Annotated in this window: 14 protein-coding genes; all 14 read left to right on the top strand. The window is 36.1% G+C overall.

Translation table 11 applies throughout. The features are described from left to right. Positions 1-259: 259 nt before the first annotated feature. Complete coding sequence (locus LXH21_RS10295; protein ID WP_239865471.1) at positions 260-1,927, top strand: FAD-dependent oxidoreductase; 1,668 nt, start codon at positions 260-262, stop codon at positions 1,925-1,927. A 13-nt stretch (positions 1,928-1,940) separates the two neighbouring features. Next, positions 1,941-2,672, top strand: a complete 732-nt coding sequence (locus LXH21_RS10290) for an SGNH/GDSL hydrolase family protein (RefSeq protein ID WP_239865468.1) — start codon at positions 1,941-1,943, stop codon at positions 2,670-2,672. 151 nt (positions 2,673-2,823) lie between these two features. Next, positions 2,824-4,218 carry an alpha-L-fucosidase gene (locus LXH21_RS10285; RefSeq protein WP_239865467.1) on the top strand — a complete coding sequence of 465 codons (1,395 nt, stop codon included), beginning with the start codon at positions 2,824-2,826 and terminating at the stop codon, positions 4,216-4,218. 48 nt (positions 4,219-4,266) lie between these two features. Further along, positions 4,267-5,940 carry an FAD-dependent oxidoreductase gene (locus tag LXH21_RS10280; protein ID WP_239865466.1) on the top strand — a complete coding sequence of 558 codons (1,674 nt, stop codon included), beginning with the start codon at positions 4,267-4,269 and terminating at the stop codon, positions 5,938-5,940. 68 nt (positions 5,941-6,008) lie between these two features. Next, positions 6,009-8,735 carry a hypothetical protein gene (locus LXH21_RS10275; RefSeq protein ID WP_239865464.1) on the top strand — a complete coding sequence of 909 codons (2,727 nt, stop codon included), beginning with the start codon at positions 6,009-6,011 and terminating at the stop codon, positions 8,733-8,735. Positions 8,736-8,825: 90 nt separating this feature from the next. Next, the gene (locus tag LXH21_RS10270) at positions 8,826-9,836 is read left to right on the top strand and encodes a Kelch repeat-containing protein (RefSeq protein ID WP_239865462.1); all 1,011 of its coding nucleotides are present in this window, start codon (positions 8,826-8,828) and stop codon (positions 9,834-9,836) included. 30 nt (positions 9,837-9,866) lie between these two features. Next, on the top strand, positions 9,867-10,976 hold the full coding sequence (locus LXH21_RS10265) for a hypothetical protein (RefSeq protein WP_239865460.1): 1,110 nt from the start codon (positions 9,867-9,869) through the stop codon (positions 10,974-10,976). 202 nt (positions 10,977-11,178) lie between these two features. Then, the gene (locus LXH21_RS10260) at positions 11,179-13,113 is read left to right on the top strand and encodes a heparinase II/III family protein (protein ID WP_239865458.1); all 1,935 of its coding nucleotides are present in this window, start codon (positions 11,179-11,181) and stop codon (positions 13,111-13,113) included. A 20-nt stretch (positions 13,114-13,133) separates the two neighbouring features. Then, a complete protein-coding gene (locus LXH21_RS10255; RefSeq protein WP_239865448.1) occupies positions 13,134-14,771 on the top strand; it encodes a glycoside hydrolase family 172 protein in 1,638 nt (545 codons plus the stop codon). 43 nt (positions 14,772-14,814) lie between these two features. Further along, the gene (locus LXH21_RS10250) at positions 14,815-16,059 is read left to right on the top strand and encodes a DUF6786 family protein (RefSeq protein WP_239865446.1); all 1,245 of its coding nucleotides are present in this window, start codon (positions 14,815-14,817) and stop codon (positions 16,057-16,059) included. A 200-nt stretch (positions 16,060-16,259) separates the two neighbouring features. Then, the gene (locus LXH21_RS10245) at positions 16,260-18,764 is read left to right on the top strand and encodes a glycoside hydrolase family 95 protein (protein WP_239865442.1); all 2,505 of its coding nucleotides are present in this window, start codon (positions 16,260-16,262) and stop codon (positions 18,762-18,764) included. Positions 18,765-18,922: 158 nt separating this feature from the next. Further along, on the top strand, positions 18,923-20,881 hold the full coding sequence (locus tag LXH21_RS10240) for an SGNH/GDSL hydrolase family protein (RefSeq protein WP_239865441.1): 1,959 nt from the start codon (positions 18,923-18,925) through the stop codon (positions 20,879-20,881). 84 nt (positions 20,882-20,965) lie between these two features. Next, on the top strand, positions 20,966-21,787 hold the full coding sequence (locus LXH21_RS10235) for a 3-keto-disaccharide hydrolase (RefSeq protein WP_239865440.1): 822 nt from the start codon (positions 20,966-20,968) through the stop codon (positions 21,785-21,787). 241 nt (positions 21,788-22,028) lie between these two features. Further along, positions 22,029-23,282: a putative glycoside hydrolase gene (locus LXH21_RS10230; RefSeq protein WP_239865439.1), complete on the top strand. Its 1,254-nt coding sequence runs from the start codon at positions 22,029-22,031 to the stop codon at positions 23,280-23,282. The last annotated feature ends 22 nt before the right edge of the window (positions 23,283-23,304 follow it).

Genomic DNA, 23,304 nt, shown 5'->3' with positions numbered 1-23,304 from the left:
TTTCGAAAGTTTTAATGCTCCCTGTGTAGATAATCCCTGAAAATTGATGAAGCCGCTCATATCAATCATTTGCACCGCTCATTTTGCAAAATAGGTTATAAATGATACCTATTGCATAATAATTTATAGTAACTAGATTTAAAATTGAATAACATTGTTATAATATTTTTTTGCATCAGCTCTATCCATATTTTACTTTTAAACATAGTGCATAATGCAGATACAATCTTTTTTAATAAAGCATTCAAAATTTAGTTCTATGAAACGTCTTTTTCAACTATCATTTATTCTATTATCATTTCTCTTTCAAGTAAGTTGCAACTCAGCGCAAAAAGTTACTAATTCTTCAGATGATGCCGATGTTATCATTTATGGAGGAACTTCGGGTGCAATTGCTACTGCAGTTCAATTAGTAAGAATGGGTAAAACAGTGCTAATCGTATGTCCAGAAAAACACATTGGCGGATTGTCTGCAAGCGGATTAGGCTTTACCGATCTTGGAAATAAAAGTGTCATTGGTGGAATCTCAAAAGAGTTTTATCAAGAGGTATACAAACATTATCAAAACGAAAAAGCTTGGAATTGGCAAGCGAGATCTGAATATGGTAATGAAGGTCAAGGTACAACTGCCATTGATGATCAATTAAAAACGATGTGGACATTTGAACCCCATGTAGCAGAAGCTATTTTTGAAAAATGGGTTGCCGAGAATAAAATAAAAATCATAAGAGATTCCTGGCTTGACAGAGAAAAAGGGGTGAAGATCAAAGATGGTAAAATCAGTTCGATAAAGATGCTAAACGGTAAAACCTATACCGGAAAAATCTTTGTTGATGGTACTTATGAAGGTGATTTAATGGCTGCAGCCAATGTAAAATACCATGTAGGGCGCGAGGCAAATAGTGTATACAATGAAACATGGAATGGTGTCCAAAAAGAAAAATTTCATCATTCTCATAATTTTGGAGATAGAAAAATTAGTCCTTATGTAGTAGAAGGTGATCCAACAAGTGGCGTACTTCCTAGAATATCTACCGAAGATCCAGGCGAACAAGGCTCTGGAGACAAACGAGTTCAAGCCTATAATTACCGACTGTGTACAACTAATGCTGTTGGAAATGTAGTTCCTTTTGAAAAACCAGCTGATTACGATCCTAAACAGTATGAATTACTGAGAAGATTGTTCAGAGGGGGTTGGACCGGAATGTTTGGCGGCGGAAAAATTCCAAATAATAAAAGAGATGTAAACAATGTTGGGCCTTTTAGTTCGGACAATATCGGAATGAATTATGAATATCCAGAAGCTTCATATGAAAAGAGAAACGAAATTCTAAAAGAACATATTAGTTACCATAAAGGGCTGCTTTATTTTTGGGGGCATGACGAGAGCGTTCCAGAAAGATTAAGAACAAGTATTAGTAAATGGGGACTTTCTAAAGATGAATTTGCAGACAATGGGCACTGGCCTTATCAAATTTATGTGCGTGAAGGACGTCGTATGATTGGCGAATTTGTAATGACCGAAAATGAAATTCAAGGAAACTCAAAAGTGTCTCAATCAATAGGTATGGGATCTTATACTATGGATTCACACAATGCACAGCGCTATATTACCAAAGATGGTTATGTACAAAACGAAGGCGATTTGGGAGTAGATGCCAAACAGCCGTATCAAATTCATTTAGGAACTATACTTCCTAAAAAACAAGAATGTAGTAATCTAATTGTACCAATGGCGGTCTCAAGCTCGCATATTGCATTCGGATCCATCCGTATGGAACCAGTTTTTATGATTTTAGGTCAAAGTGCAGGAACTTTAGCAGCATTAGCACTAGATGCAAATAAAGGAATATATGATATTTCATATAGTGATTTAAGTAAAAAATTGGTTCAATATGGACAAGTTTTAGAATTCAAACAGCAGTAAAACCAACAGCAAAATGAAGTGTTTTATTCGAAAGTTACTATTACTAATTTTTTTCTTGGCTGTAGCCAAAGTAAATGCGCAAGTACTCAATTCAGGAGTAAGCGGTAATGCTACAACCAATTTATTAGGGCGATTAGAAACCGATGTCATCCAGCAAAAACCAGATTTGGTTGTCATGATGATTGGTACAAATGATATGCTCAATTCCAAAAAGATGTTAACGTATAAAGAGTATGAAAATAATCTAGTAAAAATCATTCAAAGGATTAAAGATACTGGAGCCAAAGTCGTTCTAATGTCATCTCCTCCTGTTGACAGTATTTATCTTTTCGAAAGACATGATCGAAAGTTATTCAAAGAAACGCCCAATGTAAAAATGGATTCTGTTCGAAAGATACAACAGCGATTAGCACAAAAAATGCAATTGCATTCGATTAATTTATATCAAAAATTTGTAGATATGAATTTACCGAAACACGATGAAGATCTTTTTTTTAAAAGCATAATAAATAGCAAAGCTAGAGATGGTGTTCATTTAACTTCTTTGGGGTATCACTTTATCGGTCAAACCGTGTTTCAATACTTAAATGTGAATAAATTATTATCTAAAGACCAAAAAATAATTTGTTTTGGTGATTCGATAACCTTTGGTGCAGGAGTAAAAACGGGAGGTAGTGTAAACGGGGAAAGTTATCCTGCTATTTTGAATAAATTAAAAAATGAATTGTTTTCTCCAAAAGAGTAATTTATAAATTGGTATGGAATTATTTAAAAGTTAGTTAGAGCTGATTTTTTAATCTAAGTATAGTATCATAATCATTTTTTCTTTGTCAGGCTGAGCTTGTCGAAGCCCAATTTAAATAAAATTTTTGATAAAATTTTTGCCTTAATAAAATATGAAAAGATTCAACACTTTTAGAAGAACTATATTACTTACAGGCTTATCTTTTGTGATGACCAATAGTATTACTGCGCAGGTTAACACTGACGGTACCATTGATACAGGTGACAAATATGCTGATAGTAGATTAAAATCTGAAGAATCTCCAGAAGTAATTGCCAAACGACTAGAGTGGTGGAACGATGCCCGTTTTGGTCTGTTTATTCATTGGGGAATATATGCCCAGGATGGCTGTTTTTGGAATGGTAAGGATGGTCGCTCTGAACATATGATGCGAAATTTACAAATTCCGATTACAGAATATCAAAAAATTGCTGCCAAATTCAATCCCGTTCAATTTAATGCTGATGAATGGGCCAAAACTGCAAAAGATGCTGGAATGAAATATATGGTCATCACGGCAAAACACCATGATGGTTTCGCCATGTTTGATAGCCCAAGTAATGATTATAATATTGTGAAACAAACGCCTTGGAAACGAGATCCGATTAAGGAATTGGCTGCTGCTTGCACTAAAGAAGATTTGAAATTTGGCGTCTATTATTCCTTAGGGCGCGATTGGCACGATCCCGATTGTAATTCAAAAGACGGATGGCGTAGTAATGTCTGGGATTTTCCTGAGGAGGCAAAAAAGGATTATTCAAAATATTTTGAGCGCAAAGTAAAGTCACAGATAAAAGAGTTGATGAAACAGTACCACCCTGCAATTCTTTGGTTTGATACTCCTGAATTAATTACATTAGACCAAAGTCGTGAGCTTTTGGCATTGATTCATTCTATTGATCCTAAGTGTATTGTTAACCAAAGAATTGGAAATCGATTAGGAGATTATGCTGTAAAAGAGCAAAAAATCCCTGGAAATGGCGAGCCTGATCCTTGGGAAACTTGTATGACTTTGAATGGAGCATGGGGCTACCATAAAACAGATACAAACTGGAAATCTTCGGATTCATTGGTACACAGTTTAATAGATATTGCTAGTAAAGGAGGGAATTTGTTACTAAATGTTGGGCCAACGGGCGAAGGAATAATTCCAGCACTTTCTGTTAGTCGATTGGGAGAAGTGGGCGATTGGCTTAAAGTAAATGGAGAGGCAATATATGGAACTACATCTAGTCCTTTTGGAAAAATGGATTGGGGACGATGTACTAAAAAGGAGGAAAACGGCAATACCATTCTTTATTTTTCTGTTTTCGAAAGACCTGTTAATGGTAAAATAGTACTTCCGAAATTTTCTAATGAGATTAAGAAAGTTTCGCTCCTTGCCAATGGTAAAGTATTGAAGAAAGAATCAAAAAAAGAAGGAGTTGTTGTTGAAATACCTCCAATAAATAGTGATGAAATAGTCGCTATTGTAAAACTGGAATTAAAGGGGATTTTGAAATTATAAACAAATAACAAGAATAAAGTATCTTATTTATTATAACTGAATTTAAGTATGAAAGAGTATATACGTCACATTTTAGTAAGTACAATTTGTATGCTGTTGGCTATAGGATATAATCCAAGCTATGCTCAAAAAAAGAAATCGATTAATGATGTAACCAAAAAGGATATTTGTATTTATGGCGGAACGGCAGCGGGAGTGATTGCAGCAGTTCAAGCCGCCCGATTGGGGAAAAGTGTAGTGATCATTGAACCAAGTAAATATATTGGCGGAATGACATCCAGTGGATTAGGAAATACTGATGTGGGTAAGCAAGCAACCATTGGCGGAGTAGCTAGAGAATTTTATCAGTCGATACATCAATGGTATGAAAATCCAGCGCATTGGAAATACGAAACGAAAGAAAAATTTCTTTCCAAAGCCAAAGAGGGGCGTATTAGTTCAGATGCTTTATTTGTATTTGAGCCCCATGTGGCAGAGTTAAAATTGAATGAAATGATTACCAAGGAAGGGATTCCTGTGGTTTATGGCGAAAGATTGGATTTGAAAAATGGTGTTACCAAAAAAGGAACTAAAATCGTATCCATTCGTATGGAGTCAGGACGTGTATTCGAAGCAAAAGTTTTTATTGACTGTAGCTATGAAGGTGATTTAATGGCCAATTCTGGGGTTTCATATACTGTAGGTCGTGAGCCAAACTCCCAATATGACGAAAAAATCAATGGGGTTCAAACTAAGGAGCCTAAAAGAAAAGGAGAAAGACCACTTGATCCGTTCATAATTCCAGGTGATTCTACAAGTGGTGTAATCAAAGGACTGATGCCGAATGTTGTTGGTAATGAAGGAGACGGAGACAAAAGAGTACAGGCTTACAATTATCGACTATGTCTTACTAGTCAACCTGAAAACTTAGTGCCTTTTGATAAACCACAAGGTTATGATGAGTCTGAGTATGAATTATTGTTTCGTTGGTTAGAAGCGGGGAATACTAAAGGATTGCCTCTAGGTTCCAATCCAATTCCTAATGAAAAAACAGATACCAATAAGGCGGGATGGGTTTCGACCGATTATATGGGACATGCTGACGATTATCCAGATGCAGATTATTCAAAACGAGAAAAAATTGTTAATGACCATTATGTATATACCAAAGGATTATTATGGACATTAGCTAATCATCCTCGAGTACCAGAAAATGTTCGTTTTAGAGCTTCAAAAATAGGTTACGCAAAAGATGAATTTACTGATACGGGACATTTTCCTTTTCAATTGTACGTTCGCGAGGGCAGAAGAATGTTGGGAGAATTGATTATGACAGAGCACCAATTGAAAGGATCTAAAAAAGTGACAGATCCTGTAGCTCTAGGATCTTACGGCATGGACTCGCATCCCACCCAAATTTGGGTAGATAAAGAGGGAGCACTCAATGCTGATACACCAAAATGGACAGGAGTTCCAATCTACGGTATAAGTTATAAATCAATTACTCCAAAAGCGGAAGAATGTTCGAATATTATAGTTCCGATATGTATTTCGGCTTCGCATAGCGCTTATGGCTCCATACGCATGGAACCAGTTTATATAATGTTGGGTCAAGCGGCGGCAACAGCAGCTTCATTGGCTATTGACAAGAATGTTAGTATTCAAGAAGTTCCTTATGATAAATTAAAGACTAGATTGTTGGTCGATGGACAAATTTTGGATGCCAAAGCAAGTATAAAATAAGGAGCAGAATCATGTTGTAGATTTGACAATATGCTAGTTAGGTGAGAAATAATATAGAATAATAGAAAATGAGAAAAACATTAACAGTAATAGCATTGGTTTCTTTTGGACTAGGAGCTCAAGCACAGATTCCACTTCCGCAAAATTTAGAGCAGGGATATCCGCGTATTTACATTACTCAAAAGGGGAAAAAAGACCTTCAAAAAACAATAAAACAAGAAGCTTGGGCGCAAGAAGTTCTCAAAGGATTGCATAAATACGTAGACAAACATGTGGAACGCCATGTAACAGACAAAGAATGGATTGTATCACGATTACAAATGTTCTGGAAAACAAAAGCTACAAACATTTACGTAAATGGAATCAATTATTCTCACGCTGATGGAGAAGCACCAGTGCCAACAGTGAAGTTTGTAGGTTCACGTGATTACACTAGCGCTTACGGCAAACCGAAGCTAGAAGATGTGATGCCCTACATGGATGATCCTCGTGGTATGTATTTGCCTAACAAAAGTAAAAAAGGAGCTCCCTTTGAGTGGGCTGAGATTGCCTTAACGGGAAGAGCTATTTACTCTATCAATGAGGAGATTATAGGTTTAGCAAAAGATGCTTCATTCCTGTACTGGCTAGAAAACGATGACCGTTTTGCTAAATTCTCTAATGATATCTTTCATACTTACATGGAAGGAATGTCGTATCGATCTGAACCAATCGATTTAATGAATGGGCATATTCAGACTTTGGTCGGTTTTACTAATTTTCAAGTAATTCATGAAGGAGTACTGATTGATATCGCTGAACTTTACGATTTTTTACATCCATATATTGAAGCAAATCATCCTAAGGATATTGCGATGTATGATGCTACTATCAAACGTTGGATTGACCAAATAATTAAAAATGGTGTACCGCAAAATAATTGGAATTTGCACCAAGCAAAAACGATCTTGAAAGCAGCTATGGTCTTGCAAGACAATAAAAATTACAAGGATAAAAAAGGACGTGAATATTATATCGATTATATTCTAAATGTGACTTCGGCTCGACAATGGTCATTGACTAAGTTTATTGATTATGGCTATGATACGAATAATGGGGTTTGGGCAGAATGTCCTGGATATTCACAAGGTGTTACCAAAGATTTGACAAATTTTATTAGAGATTTTAATACGACCTTCGATGAAAATATTTTACCCTATACGCCTGTTATTCCAAAGGCGGTAAAAATGCTTCCCCAGTATTTATTTCCGAATGGCGAAACTGTAGCATTTGGAGATTCAAATTATGGTCCCATTAGTACAGAACCTATGAGTGATATGATTCGCATTGCTCAAAAAAATAAAGATACTAAGACTGAGCAAGAGTTTACAGGAATGTACAGATTGTTTGCAAAAGATTCAGACAAATCAGGACATGGTGCAAAACCCAAAGCAGATATCGCTTCATTTTTTGCAAGTAAACCATTAGAATTAAATCCGAAGTTTAAAGTTGGAAACATACAAGACTACATCACTCAAACATTCTATGCACCTAATGTAAGTTGGCACGTGCAACGCATGGGAACTGGTACCGATGGAATGATGGTTTCTTTAAACGGTTCTCTTGGAAACCACATGCATGCCAACGGAATTAATATGGAATTGTACGGAAAAGGTTTTGTGCAAGGGGGAGATCCTGGTAAAGGTGCTAGCTACCTACAACCGGTTTATTTAGAATATTATTCTCAATTTCCAGCGCATAATACGGTTATGGTAGATGGAGTTTCATCTTATACTGAAATGTTGAGTTATCATGATTTTGACTTGATGGGGCAGTACCCAAAATCAGAACAAAAAGAAGGGTTTTACAAAGATATCACTTATTCTGATGTCTACTTTTTAGAGCCAGAAACACGTAGCGATCAAACGCGTACCGTAAGTATTGTGAAAACAGGAGCGACCGCAGGTTATTACGTAGATATTTTTCGATCTAAAAAACAACGCAAAGGGGATAAATTTCACGATTATTTTTACCATAATCTAGGTCAAAGTATGCAACTAAAAGATGCAAAAGGAAATCCACTTGTGCTTACTCCAAGCGAAGAAATGGGCTTTGCAGGCGGACATTTGTATGCTTTTGATTATATGTGGGACAAAAAATCGATCCGTACAGATAATGATTATCAAGCCGAGTGGAAAATAGATATGCCAGATGGTAAAGAAGATGTTTTTATGAATCTATGGATGAAAGGTACTGAGGGACGCGAAGTATTTACTATCAAGTCACCACCTAACAAAGCATATCATGGTGGAGGTGGAGGTTTACCCTATGATGTGGAAAAAGCTTCTTACTTGACCTTGGCAGCAAGACAACATGGTGAGGCATGGGAGCACCCATTTGTATCAATTTACGAACCTTTTACTAATAGCAAAGGCAAAAGTATTGCTGCTATCACTGGTTTTGAAGATGAAAATAAAAGTAAGGATTTTGCTGGCGTAAAGGTTGTCAATAAATCAGGAAGAGAAGATTTTGTTTTCTCTTCGACAAACAATCAAATGGCAAAGTATGGTACAATGTCAACTAATGCCTCATACGCTTTGATTGCTAACGAAAAGAATGGAGATTTTGTTTTATTTATGGGAAATGGAACAGAATTGAGGACAAAAGATTTCGCCATTTCAGCTACTGAGAAAGGAAATGTAGTTCTCGAGAGAAAAGAAGGTAAGTTGTACATTCATAATGAGGTGCCTGTCACTATCACCGCTGGTAAAGATAGTAAGCATTTTGATGTAGGTGGATATAGATTATTTAAATAAAACCAGTTAAGACTAAGAAAATGGTGCCAAGAAATAATTTTTTTAGGCACTATTTTACATTTATGCACAAGTCAAATTAAAAAGTAATTTTTGAAAAATAATATGATATCATTTTCTAAAATAATAGGCTTATTATTGTTCACTTTGTTTTGCCAACAGGCAACTTCACAATCCTTGGATAGTTATAAATGGGAAACTATGAATTGCACAGGGGAGCCTGTAGCACGACACGAAGCAGCATTTATTGAAGTGGGTGGTAAATTTTATCTCATGGGTGGTCGCCGAATTCAAGAAGTTTCCATATTTAATCCTGCAACAAATACTTGGACATCTGGAGCCAAGCCACCAATAGAATTGCATCATTTTCAAGGATTTTCATATAAAAGAAAAATTTATATTATAGGTGCTCATACGGGGCCATACCCACATGAAACACCAGTAGGAGAAGCCTATATTTACGATCCCGTGAAAGACAGTTGGGAGAAAGGTTTTTCGATGCCGGAGAACAGACTAAGAGCCTCTACCACAGCAAATATTTTTAAAAACAAACTCTATATTTCGGGTGGGATTATAGACGGACATTGGGATGGTCATGTGAATTGGTTAGATGTTTATGATTTCAAAACAGGTAAATGGGAAGTGCTGCAAGATGCTCCACGACCTAGGGATCATGCAACGTCAGTAATTTGTAAGGATAAATTATACGTACTCGGAGGAAGAGTGTCATCTGGAAAAATAAAGAAAGTTTTTGAGCTGACAATTCCAGAGGTTGATGTTTATGATTTTAAAACAGGAAAGTGGAGCACATTAGAAAAACCTGTTCCTACTCAACGAGCTGGTTGTACCTCAATTTGCATTGGCGATAAAATTCTTTTTACAGGTGGAGAAAATGTAGATCAGCTAAACGCACACAATGAAGTAGAAGTTTTGGATACAAAAACGGGAACGTGGAGCACATTGCCCTCTCTAATTCAAGGACGCCACGGAACGCAACTTATTTGGTACAAAAAGAAATTATACATCGCTTCTGGTTGTGGACAACGAGGAGGTAATCCCGAATTAAAATCCATTGAGCGCTTTAGCAGCTCACTACAGAAATAAACACTTCATTACTAATCAAACCATTTCTATATGAAACCCTACTTTTATTTATCGGTCCTCTTTTTTGCATTTACAACCATCCTTCCGCAGTCTTTGAACGCGCAAAATAAAAAGGAAAAAGCAACAACTGTTAGTATTCAGGGCGAAAAATTCTTGATTAATGGTATTCCTACCTATAAAGACCGCAGCTGGAACGGATTCTCAATTGAGGGTTTATTGATGAATTCAAGAATGGTTCAAGGAATTTTTGATGACCTTAATCCTCAAACTGCTGTAAAATGGAAATATGAGGATACGCAACAATGGGATGCTGATCGCAATACAAATGAATTTATTGCTGCCATGGAATCTTGGCATAAAAAAGGTTTACTGGCCTTTACCATCAATCTTCAGGGAGGTAGCCCCTTAGGTTATGGGAACAAAGGTTGGATCAATTCGGCCATAGACAACAAGGGAGCATTGCGTCCTGAATACATGAAGCGTTTAGAAAAAATAATGACTAAGGCCAATGATTTGGGTATGGCTGCCATTATAGGAATATACTATTTTGGACAGGAATATCAATTAGAAAATGAAACAGCGGTAATTAATGGCGTGGATAATACCATCAACTGGCTTTTTCAAAAAAAATATAAAAATGTTTTAATCGAAATTAATAATGAGTGCGACATCAAGTACACCAATGCTATTCTTAAGCCTGAGCGTGTACATGAATTGATAGAAAGAGTAAAGTCAAATAAACAAAATGGGTACCGCTATCTCGTGGGTACAAGTTTTAGCGGTGGCAAAATTCCAAATGAGAACGTGGTTACCGCTGCTGATTTTATATTGCTACACGGAAATGGCGTTCATAATCCAGACGGCATTACGGATATGGTTGCTAAAACCAAAAATGTAAAAGGTTATAAACCAAAGCCCATTCTGTTTAACGAGGACGATCATTTTAATTTTGAAGACCCTTCTAATAATTTTGTGAATGCAGTAAAATCTTTTGCTTCTTGGGGGTATTTTGATTTTCGTATGAAAGGCGAAAACTTTGAAAATGGATTCCAATCCATACCCGTAAATTGGGAAATTAGCTCTCCTCGAAAGATAGGTTTCTTTTCCAAATTAGAGGAAATTACGGGAGGTTTGAAATAGTTATAATTCCTGTAAAAATTGTGAAGAACTGTAATTTAATAGTAAGCCTTTTTACACCTGTGATTTATTCTTCAACAGTTTAGCTACTGGTCATCAATGGATTTATATAATTCGGCTATAATTTATATACACTGAACAATAATTTATATATGAAGATACTTTAATAAAATATATTGCGGTATATATCAAAGAACTTCCAAAGATGTTAAAAAACAAGAGCCGCCGTATTTTATGTATTAGTTTTTTACTAATTTTTTTTGTGGCCATTGGCCAAAATAATAAGTCATTTGATATGGGTGCTTATTTAAAAGAAGCCGATGCCGAAACAATTTACCCGTCGGCAAGACAAATCGAAATGTTAAATAAAGCGATTCCCGAGCAAACTTTTCAACCGGCACCCAATAGTAATGATCGCGTGTATTGGAATACAATTGCAGCGACTAAAACGGGTAAGGAATATCTGGATGAATCAATCGCATTGATCGATAAAAAACCAGAAGTTCCAATTACTGATGAAATTTATAGAAAAGCAAATTTAGAAGGAAATCGCGGAATTTATAAACCACGCTATTACCGATCAATGGAAAATTTGGAACATTTTGTTTTGGCAGAATGTATCGAAAATAAAGGACGATTCATACCTCAAATTAACAACTATCTACAGGCAATTATGGCTATGAAATCCTGGTTGCATCCGAACCATGATGACAAAAATAATGGTGTGCTTGAAGGGAAGAGAGTTTCAATTGATTTGGGTGCTCGAAAATTTGGTGGTGTTTTAGCGTTGGCCAATGTACTTTTGGACCAAAAATTAAGTCCTGACATAAAGAAAAAAATCTCAGCGCAATTACAATGGCGTATAACAGATAATTATTTAAAAAGTAGTAAAGAGCCTGACGAAAACAATCTGTGGCTGAAAAGCACAAGTAATTGGAATTCCGTTTGTTCCAGTGGTGCAGTTTTGACAACTATTATTAATTCCACTAAGAGAGAAGAGCGTATTGCAACAATTGGATCTGCTTTGAATAGTATGAAATATTATTTAAGTGGCTTTGGTGCCGATGGTTATTGTACGGAAGGTCTTGGATATTGGGGATATGGTTTCGGCCATTATTTGTACTTAGCTCAAATTTTATCTGATTATACAGAGGGCAAAATTAATTTATTCGAAGCAGACAACGCAGATAAATTGAAAAATATAGGTAATTTTCCTGAAAGATTTGAAATTCAAAATACAAGATGCGCTCCTTTTGCTGATGGTGTATCAACAATTTCAAAAAGTGGTAGCAATTTTGCCGATGTTTTATCAGCAAAACATTACGATGCAATAATGCCGTCAGAAATAAGAATGGAAGAAGCTGCAGAACAATTGATTGCGTGGCAACAACCAGAGGTATTTACACCAAACAAAAATAAAACCAAAAACATTTTACCAGACCACGCTTATTTTGATGATTTAGGTATGGTCATTTCCCGTGGAAAGCAAAAAACACCATTTTCAATAGCGATAAAAGCAGGTCATAATGCCGAGAACCACAACCACAGTGATGTTGGTACTTACACATTAGTTCTAGGAAATGATATTATGTCAGGAGACATTGGTGCACCTTCTTATACAGCAGGATCATTTTCGCCAGACAACAAAGCTCGTAGTTCTTGGGGACATCCGGTTCCATTGATTAATAACACATTACAATCAAACGGAATCCAGTTTAAAGGGATCATTACCGCAACCGACTTTGAAGAAAAAATAGATAAAGTAACCATGGACATTAAACCTGCGTACGAAATTCCAGTCTTACAATCTTTAGAGAGAATAATGACCAATGATAAATCGGGTTCAGGGACTATCACAGTCGAAGATCATTTTACAGCCTCAAAACCAGTGTCTTTTGGTACTGCAATTATGACATATTCAAAGTATGAAATTGTCGATAATCATACTGTGATTCTTATTACAAAAAACCAGAAACTAAAAGCGGAAGTGACCAGTAAAGGCGGATCGTTAAAAATTACCGATGAGCAAGTTCCTGTAAAAGCATTAAGAGAAGGAGGCACGGCCTATCGAATTGGCGTTAACTTTATAAATGCTGTCAAAGAAGGAACAATTACAATCAAATACACACCGATAAATTAGGTTATTAAAAATTACTAATTATGAATATAAAAAAATTAATATACCTTATTGCGTTCAGTATAACGTCTTTACTATCTGCACAAAATAAAGTCTCGATAGAATCGCTATTAAATGAAATGGTAGATAGAGATGCCATTAGTCGTTTTCCGGATAATAATTTCCGATTAAAACAAGCTAGCAGCTACAATAGAGCATCAAAAACGCCTGCAGATACAGTGGGTTGGTTTACAAATCATGATTTTAACAAAGGGGAACTGGATCTTAATTATATTCGAATAGAAGAAAATCATGGCGAAAAAGAATGGGTAATGATGGAAGATACGGGTCCAGGTGCCATCGTACGTGTTTGGTCTCCATGGCTTAATCAATTAGAACCTGGTAGTGATATAATCATGCGCGTTTATTTAGACGGCAATCCTAATCCAGTATTAGAGGGAAACATGGTAAGTCTATTTGACGGTACAGGTGTGTTTCCTTATCCATTTGCACATCAATCCCTGCGTTCAGGAGTTTCTTTTTTTCCAATTCCATATGCCAAAAGCTGTAAAATAACAGCTTTGAAGCAACCTTACTTTTTTCAGTATACCTATAGAAAATACAATAAGGAAGCTATTGTAAAAACTTTTACAATGAAAGATTTTAATAATGCAAAACCGCTTATCGAAAAAATTGGAAAAGAACTTTCTAATCCTGAAAACACTAAGGAAGGAAAAAAAATAGCGTTAAAAGAAACATTAAAAACCAATAAGGAAGCATCAATCCATTTACCAAATGGTGAGGGAGCAGTGCGGTCATTAGTGCTTAAAATAGGAGATTACAAAGACCCAGCAGTTACCCGTTCTGTAGTTTTAAAAATGGAATTTGATGGTCAACAAACGGTTTGGACACCTATCGGTGATTTTTTTGGAACCGGTATTGGGTTAAATCCAGTTCAAGGATGGTATCAAACAGTTGAAACAGATGGTACCATGTCCTGCCGCTGGGTGATGCCTTATAAAAAATCAGGTAAAATCACAGTGTTAAACTTAGGAAAAGAATCGGTGAATGTACAGTTAGAGGCTGTCATTGGGAATTATAAGTGGGATGCTCAAACAATGTATTTTAATGCAGCATGGAGAGGACAATATCCTGTGCCAACGCGCCCGTTTTCTGACTGGAATTATGTTAGCTTGAAAGGACGCGGAGTTTACGTTGGCGATGCCTTAACTATTATGAATCCTGTAGCGAGATGGTGGGGTGAAGGTGACGAAAAAATTTGGATTGACGGCGAAGATTTTCCATCAATATTTGGAACTGGAACAGAAGATTACTATGCTTATTCTTGGGGAGGAAGAAGTACTGAATTCTATGAACATCCTTTTCATGCACAACCTCGTTCTTTTGTTTACAGTAAATTGAATCCGAAGACGACTAACGAAAAGAATACATCGGGCTATTCTACTGAAACCCGAAATCGTGCTTTGGATGTTATGCCCTTTGAAAGCTCATTAATATTGGATATGGAAGTGTGGAGCGGCACCAAATGTGATATGGGGTATGGAGTAGGTATTTATTGGTATGGAGATGCAAATACAAAATCAAATCGAACTCCAGATCCGAAAGGCGTATTAAATCTACCTCCCTTACCAGAAGGATTTCCAAACATAGAGAAAAAGTAAAATAAAAATACATTTATAAATTTTAACTTAAAAACTAAACAAAATGGATAGAAGGAAACTATTCTTATATTCTCTAAACCTTTTTATTATGCTGTTAGTGGTAGGGTGTTCAAAAGAAGAGACAGGACAATTTGCTTCTGATTTATCATTTCTAAAACAACACACGGATATTATCGTATTAAAAAACGGTAAGTCGGCTATCGCATTGGCGCCCGATTATCAAGGACGTGTGATGACCAGTACTTTTGACGACGCTTCAGGTCCAAGTTTTGGATGGATAAATAGACCCGTGATCGAAAAAGGAATTTTGCCTTCTGAGGCTACAAAAGGTAAGTTAGAAGAACATATTTATATTTTTGGCGGAGAAGAACGTTTTTGGTTAGGGCCAGAAGGCGGTCAATACAGTTTGTATTTTAAACCTGGTGATAAATTTGAATTTTCAGATTGGAAAACACCTGCTGTAATTGACACTGAAGCTTTTAAAGTGGTTGAAAAAACTACTGATAAAGCTGTTTTTCATCGTGATTGCGAATTGATGAATTATAGTGGTACCGTTTTTAAAATGGGTATTAACAGAACCGTAAGATTACTCAATGACAAAGAGGTATCACAAGTATTGAATTTATCCATTCCAAAATCAGTACAATTTGTTGCTTTTGAAAGTGATAATAAATTAACAAATAATGGACAAAATGCATGGAAATCAGAAACAGGTTTGCCTTCCATTTGGTTGCTTGGAATGTTAAGTCCATCTCCTAATACGACCGTTGTTATTCCATTCAAATCAGGAGAGGACTCACAACTAGGACAGAAGGTTAATGATGCCTATTTTGGAAAAGTACCAACTGAATACATAAAAGTCGAAGACGATATTCTGTTTTTCAAAGGGGATGGTACCAGAAGAGGGAAAATAGGGGTGAATGCATTACGTTCTAAAGGAGTTTCAGGAAGCTATGATGCTGATGGAAAAGTTTTGACAGTCGTAACATATAATGTGCAAGCAGCGCCTAATGGATTTGTTAATTCGATGTGGGAATTCCAAAAAGAACCTTATAGTGGTGATGTGATTAACTCCTATAATGATGGTTCACCTGCACCTGGTGAGGCACCATTGGGACCATTTTACGAATTAGAAACCTCTTCACCTGCGGCAGCACTAAAACCAGGGGAAACGATGACTCACATTCAAAAGACGATGCATTTTTATGGTTCAGAAGCAGATTTAGATATTATTTCGAAAAAAATGTTTGGTGTTGGAATTGAAAAAATTAAGCAAGGATTCAAATAGAAAAAAATAACATTAGAAATACAAAATCATATTATGAGATTGCAAAAAAAATAGTACAGATGCAAACAAAAAGTAAGAAATAATATTTCACCCATTATAAAGGAGACGTATAAGATCATTATACCTATTAAAGATACTTTAAGTGATTTTGTAGATAAAGTAATAAGGAACAAAAACTTCTATTGAACTAACAAAGAAAAATGAAAAAGAAATTACAAACAACAATGGTGACTTTGCTGCTTTTTATTGCGCTAAGCAGTATGGCTCAGGAAAACAAGGATTTAAAATTGTGGTATAACGCTGCTGCTGCCGATTGGAATGAAGCACTTCCTATAGGGAATGGTCGTTTGGGAGCAATGGTTTTTGGTATACCCGAACAAGAAAATATTCAGCTCAACGAGAATACGCTTTGGGCTGGAAGTCCACATCGTAATGATAATCCAGATGGGAAAGAAGCACTATCAGAAATCAGAAAACTACTTTTTGATCAAAAATATAGTGAGGCGCATCGTTTGGCTGAGAATGCATTTATTTCAAAAACTTCTCACGGAATGCCTTACGAAACGGTTGGAAACTTGAGATTGAACTTTAATGGTCACAAAAATGTTTCTAATTATTACCGCGAATTAGATATTGAAAAAGCAGTAAATACAACGAGCTATACAGTTGACGGAGTAAATTACAAACGAGAAATTTTTACTTCTTTTTCAGATCAGGTCATTGTAATGAAGTTATCGGCTAGTAAAGACGGGAAAATAAGTTTTTCGGCTGCAATGGATCGTCCAGCTCCGGCAAAGGTTGTCATTACTTTCGAAAATAATAATGTTTTAAAAATGACCGGTTTTGGAAGCGATAATATCAGTAATCGCATAAAGAACGGAAGTCCAATACCAGGAAAGGTAGAATTTGAGTCAAGATTGAAAATTGTTCAAGATGGTGGTACGATCAAAACAAATGATAAAAAGCTAATCGTCGCAAATGCAAATAGTGTAACGATGTACATTTCGATAGCAACCAATTTTATAAACTATAAGGATATCAGTGGCGACCCACACCAAAAAGCGGCAAACTACATCGCACAGGCAGAAAAGAAGAGTTATAAGCAATTACTGGAAGATCATACTAATCTGTACCAAAAATATTTTAAACGTGTCTCATTAAAATTAGGTAAGCTCGCAACTCCAAACAAAACTACAGATAGTAGAATTAAAGATTTTAGTACGACAAATGATCCCGCACTAGCGGCACTTTACTTCCAGTTTGGAAGATATTTGCTTATTTCCGCTTCTCAACCTGGCGGCCAACCTGCCAACCTGCAAGGATTGTGGTGTAACGAACTGACACCTCCATGGAAGAGCGCTTATACCGTAAATATTAATACGCAAATGAATTACTGGCCAGCTGAGGTTACCAATTTATCTGAGATGCATGATCCCTTGATTCAAATGGTACAAGATTTATCGATGACGGGTAAAGAAACTGCGGCAGTAATGTATGGAGCCAAAGGTTGGGTCACTCATCACAATACCGACATATGGCGAATTACGGGTCCAGTTGACGGTGCAACATGGGGAATGTGGCCAACAGGAGGTACGTGGCTGAGTCAGCATTTGTGGGAAAAATTTATGTTTAATGGGGACTTAAAGTATTTGAAGGAAGTTTACCCAGCAATGAAGGGTGCTTCTGAGTTTTGTTTGAGTACTTTAACTGAAGATCCAAAGAGCAAGTGGTTGATTATATCTCCTTCATTGTCACCGGAGCATGCACCGCAAGGACGTCCAAAACTGGTCAATATTGAGTCGGGTACAACAATGGATAATCAGCTGGTATATGACATTTTAACCAAAACTATTAGTGCTGCTAAATTATTGAGAGTGGATCCTGATTTGATTCAGAAAATGGAACTAACGCTTTCAAAATTACCTCCTATGCAAATAGGGCAATACGGCCAGCTGCAAGAATGGATGCAGGACTGGGATGACCCAAAAGACACGCACCGACATGTATCGCATTTATATGGCTTGTATCCGTCTAATCAGATTTCACCTTATAAAAATCCACAATTATTTCAAGCTGCTAAAAATACTTTAATTCAAAGAGGCGATCCGTCAACAGGATGGTCGATGAATTGGAAAATAAATCTCTGGGCTCGATTATTAGATGGAAATCATGCCTACAAATTAATGGGTGATCAAATTAAATTAGTCGGTCGTCCTGACTCTCCGAATGGTGGGGGTACTTATGCCAATATGCTAGATGCACATCCACCATTTCAAATCGATGGTAATTTTGGCTTCACTTCAGGCCTTACCGAGATGTTGATACAAAGTTATGATGGTGCAATTCAACTAATTCCTGCGCTTCCGGATGTATGGAAAGACGGAAATGTAACAGGTTTAAGAGCCAGAGGTGGATTCGAACTTAGTGAATTGCTTTGGGCTGACGGTGCTGTAGAAAAAGTGGTGCTAAAGTCTACTATCGGTGGTATTTGTCGCATTCGATCGTATACTGAACTAGTTTTCGAAAATAAAAAGAATATCAAACTTGCTACAGGAGTCAATAGTAATGAATTTTATCAAACACCTATAATCAAAAAAGCATTAGTAAATCAAAAATCTAATTTGGAGACATTAGATTTAAAGCCTACTTATCTGTATGACATTCCTACAGTTGCAGGACAGAAAGTGGTGCTCGTTAAGAAATAGTAGGCAACAGCAGCTAGGACAAATAAGTGGTCTGCTAATAATCTTTGTGCAGTTGTTATTGGTCGAATTTATAGCTAACAATGCATATTAATTTTTAGGTTTGATTAGCAATCCAATTTTAATAACAGTAATTAATTGTACTAAAAAGAAATAAGTAGATGAACAAGAGAACCGCATTTTTTTTTATTTTTTCTGTGATGTTACATTTATCTACAGCATATGGTCAAGCCAATGGTGAGATAAAATCAGTATGGAAAAGTTTTGAGTGCATCAGTTTTAAATTTGAAGGTCGAGATGCACAAATTACCCTCCCAAAGAAAGCGCTTGCAGGTAACCCTTGGGTATGGCGTGCGCGTTTCCCTGATTACCATGCCGAAATTGATAGTATGCTTCTGGAAAAAGGTTTTCACGTGGCTTATGTAGATACAAACAATCAATTTGGGAGCCCAAAAGCCGTTGCTGTTTGGAATAAATTTTACAGTTATCTGAGGTCAACTTATAAATTGCAAGATAAAGTTGCTCTGCACGGACATAGTAGAGGTGGACTATTTATTTACAATTGGGCAAAAGAGAATTCCGAGAAAGTAGCTTGTATTTATGGAGACGCTGTCGTTTGCGACTTTAAAAGCTGGCCAGCAGGTTTTACTGCAAGTGCCGGAAGTAAAAAAGAGTGGGAAGTGCTAAAGTCAGAATATGGTTTTAAGACTGATAAAGAGGCTATTGCCTACAAAAACAATCCGATTGATAACCTAGATGCACTAGTAAAAGCTGGTGTACCATTATTAAATACTATAAGCCTTAAAGATCAAGTTGTTCCTCCAGAAGAAAATTCTTTGCAACTTGTTAATAATTATATCCGTTTGGGGGGTACAGCAACTGTATCGCCTTGTAAATCTGGAATTCAAAAATCAAAAGGACATCACTACGATATTGACGATCCCCAAATGGTGGTCGATTTTATAGTCAAAAACAGCACCAAAAACAGTCCGTTGAATTCAGCAGCGTATTACAAAATGCGAAGTGGTTTACAAAACAGCCTCATACAATTCAAAAAAAATAAAAAAGGTCGTGTTGCCTTCCTTGGAGGATCAATTACACACAATGGGGGGTGGAGAGATAGTATCTATAAATACTTAAAAATTAAATTTCCTGAAACAGAATTTGAATTTATAGCAGCGGGGATTCCATCTATGGGGAGTACTCCAGCGGCTTTTAGATTAGAGAGAGACGTTTTATCAAAAGGAAAAATTGATTTACTGTTTGAAGAAGCTGCTGTAAATGATGCTGCCAATAGCATTAAACCAATCGAAAGAATGAGAGCTATGGAAGGAATTGTTAGGCATGTTCGAAAATCAAATCCTTCAGTTGATATTGTCATGATGCATTTTGTTGACCCTAGTAAAATAGAAGATTATCAAAATGGAATAGTGCCAGAAGTAATTCAGAACCACGATAAGGTGGCAGAGTACTATTCGATTCCGACTATTAATCTTGCAGAAGAAGTTAGTGATAGAATTGAACATAAAGAATTTACTTGGAAAGACGATTTCAAAAATCTGCATCCATCACCTTTCGGACAAGGAGTTTATGCTCATACGATGATACAATTTTTAGATGAGGTTTATTCAGCACCTATAGATAATGATGATAAAATTGTAGATCGATCTTTACCAGACCCCTTGGATAGTGCAAATTATGATAAAGGATTTCTGGTCGATATTTCTAAAATAAAATTGAGCAAAGGATGGGCAATAGACTCAAACTGGAATCCTAAAGATGGTAAAGGTACTCGCCCTAATTATGTAGATGTACCTATGTTGATAAGCAATAGTCCGGGAAGCACAATTAAATATGCATTTAATGGTAATGCTTTTGGAATTGTAGTGGCCGCAGGACCTGATGCTGGTATGATCGAATATCGTGTTGATAAAGGAGAATGGCAGAAATTCAATCTTTATACATCCTGGAGCGGAGCATTACACCTACCATGGTATTGTACTTTGGCTAGCGGATTGTCGAATAAAAAGCATCAAATAGAACTGAAAATATCAGATGATAAAGATGATCGTAGTAAAGGCTACGCTTCCAGAATACGCTACTTATACATAAACCAATAGCGTTTTACTATTGAATTAATGTGTCTGTTTTTTTATAAAATTAGATTGAGATAACTAACCAATTAACCACTAAAAATAGAAATTATGAATACCGCAACTACATATTTTTTTAAGAATTTTTTAATTCTATTTGCTTTAATGTCAATAAGTTCTGTGGCACAATCTAATCAAAAAGATAAAGATGGATTCGTTAAGATTTTTAATGGTGAAGATTTTGAAGGTTGGCATCTGAAGTTAAGAAACAATGACGATGAGATGGCAAAAAATATTTATGCTATCGAAGACGGAATGATTCATGTCTTTAAAAATGCAAAAGATAGTTTAGAACTCAACACAGGGAAAAATGATACGCACGGTCTTTTTTACACAAATAAGAAATACAGTAAGTACATCTTAAAATTTGAGTACAAATGGGGAAAGAAGATAGCCAATAATTTTGAAAGGTGGCAATATGATGCTGGATGTTATTACCATGTATATGATGATGCTATCTGGCCAAAAGGCATTGAGTATCAAATAAGATACAATCATGTTACCAATCGCAATCATACAGGAGATTTCTGGGGTGCAGGTGTTACTCTAGATTGGTATTCACAGGATGGGAAAACATTTTTAGCACCCAAAGATGGCGGTCTAAAAATGGAGCAGAAAAAAAATGAATTATTAGGATATCTAAATACCAAGTATAATGCGCTAAACAATCAATGGAACAGTTGTGAAATAATTGTCATGGGAAATGAATATACGATTCACAAACTGAATGGGATAGTTGTCAATATGGCGACCAATCTTTCGGTGGGTGAAGGAATAATTGGTTTCCAATCTGAAACCGCTGAGATTTATTATAGAGATATAAAAATTAAAGAGTTTGATAAAATTATTCCGATGAAGAAATTTCTTAAATAAGCGGTTGCTACCATTTCTTTATAGTAATATCAATTAACTTAAAACTGAAATCATTCTCTAGGAGTGCAGTCAATTGCACAGGGCTAGGTTTCGCTGCAAGCTTTTGGTACATAATTCATACCATATGAATCATAATTTACATCAATATTCGCCTTGATACGATATTTTTATACTATCCATTTCAAGTCGTTTCAAACTTGTGATGTAATCTAGTATGACTTCTAAAAATTAAAAATAAAAAATGATGATCCAAATTGAAAAAGTAGAAAAAAAATCCAATTTCAATCTAAAAATGACAAAACGAAAAATTACTAAAACACTGTTCTTTGCTGGTTTAGTTACGCTAAGTTTATCGGCATGCAGCCAGACAAAGGGATTGTTGAAAGTTAGTGATGGATCTACTTTTGAATCGAAAGAATATTTTCCAAAATTTAGTTGGGAAAGCACGCCAATGTATTATCATTTTGGCGATATTGATCGCGTTCTAGAAGCAAATGAAGTTCAGTTTATTGCCGATAGAACCGATTTTATTTGCATCGAGAAGTCACATGCTTTTAATCAGCTTGGAGATGTTGTATTAGGAACAAAACAGGAAGTGGAAGCTTTTCACAAAGTTAAACCAGAAGCGAAAGTCTTGTTTTATTATAATTCATACGTGGCGTGGCCTTTTGCTAAATCGAATCATGAGTTGACTCCTGAAGGCATTGCTAAAAACCCAGAATGGACAAAATTTTTAGCACGTGATCCAAAAACGGGTAAACTTTTAGAAAAAACCAAGCCTACTTTTTCATATTATTTTGACGCCTTAAATCCTGAATTTCGAAAATGGTGGGTACAGTCAGCTGTCGAAGGAGTAAAAGTTTCAGGTGCCCACGGAATTTTCATTGACCGTATGAATGTAGATGAAAATGCTGATTATCCAAAAGATAAGCTAGCAGAAATTGCGAAAGCCAAAGGGGAAATGATGGCCGAACTAAAAAAGAAAATGGGTTCAAATAAAATATTAATTGGTAATAATGCCGCCAATACCAAGGAAGTTTTTCCTTCTTGTGACGGATTTATGTTCGAACATTATAATGATGATGTGATGAGTAAAGAAAGTTTACTCAAAGATTGGCAGGACATGGAACGTATAGCCAAGGCAGGAAAAATGTCTATTTATCGTTTTGGAGCAAAAGGAAAAGGTAAAACGGACATCACTATTGGAGCAACAGATACAGACGGAATAGAAAAAAAATCTAAAGATCAATTAGAGTTTTACCATGCTTGCTACCTCATAGGAGCGCAGCCATACTCTTACTTTCAGTGGAACTGGGGATGGAATCTACCTGATGGTAATCTTGTAGATTATCCTGAATTGCAAAGACCACTAGGACAGCCAAAAGGAGCTTTTGTACGTGAATCTGCAAAATCATGGGTATTTACGCGCGAGTTTGAACATGCTAGTGTGTGGCTGGATACAGATGCAAGAAAAGCAAAAATAACTTGGAAGTAACGGTTTATTTAAGTCCCCTTTA

This window comes from Flavobacterium algicola (assembly GCF_022399565.1).
GTDB lineage: Bacteria > Bacteroidota > Bacteroidia > Flavobacteriales > Flavobacteriaceae > Flavobacterium > Flavobacterium algicola.
This window is presented reverse-complemented; position numbering and strand designations above follow the sequence as displayed.

Bases quoted from the DNA above. Each gene is read 5' to 3' on its own strand.
- LXH21_RS10285 (WP_239865467.1), top strand. From the start codon at position 2,824: ATGAAAAGATTCAACACTTTTAGAAGAACTATATTACTTACAGGCTTA.
- LXH21_RS10280 (WP_239865466.1), top strand. From the start codon at position 4,267: ATGAAAGAGTATATACGTCACATTTTAGTAAGTACAATTTGTATGCTG.
- LXH21_RS10260 (WP_239865458.1), top strand. From the start codon at position 11,179: ATGTTAAAAAACAAGAGCCGCCGTATTTTATGTATTAGTTTTTTACTA.
- LXH21_RS10235 (WP_239865440.1), top strand. From the start codon at position 20,966: ATGAATACCGCAACTACATATTTTTTTAAGAATTTTTTAATTCTATTT.
- LXH21_RS10240 (WP_239865441.1), top strand. From the start codon at position 18,923: ATGAACAAGAGAACCGCATTTTTTTTTATTTTTTCTGTGATGTTACAT.
- LXH21_RS10245 (WP_239865442.1), top strand. From the start codon at position 16,260: ATGAAAAAGAAATTACAAACAACAATGGTGACTTTGCTGCTTTTTATT.
- LXH21_RS10265 (WP_239865460.1), top strand. From the start codon at position 9,867: ATGAAACCCTACTTTTATTTATCGGTCCTCTTTTTTGCATTTACAACC.
- LXH21_RS10275 (WP_239865464.1), top strand. From the start codon at position 6,009: ATGAGAAAAACATTAACAGTAATAGCATTGGTTTCTTTTGGACTAGGA.
- LXH21_RS10295 (WP_239865471.1), top strand. From the start codon at position 260: ATGAAACGTCTTTTTCAACTATCATTTATTCTATTATCATTTCTCTTT.
- LXH21_RS10255 (WP_239865448.1), top strand. From the start codon at position 13,134: ATGAATATAAAAAAATTAATATACCTTATTGCGTTCAGTATAACGTCT.
- LXH21_RS10290 (WP_239865468.1), top strand. From the start codon at position 1,941: ATGAAGTGTTTTATTCGAAAGTTACTATTACTAATTTTTTTCTTGGCT.
- LXH21_RS10250 (WP_239865446.1), top strand. From the start codon at position 14,815: ATGGATAGAAGGAAACTATTCTTATATTCTCTAAACCTTTTTATTATG.
- LXH21_RS10230 (WP_239865439.1), top strand. From the start codon at position 22,029: ATGATGATCCAAATTGAAAAAGTAGAAAAAAAATCCAATTTCAATCTA.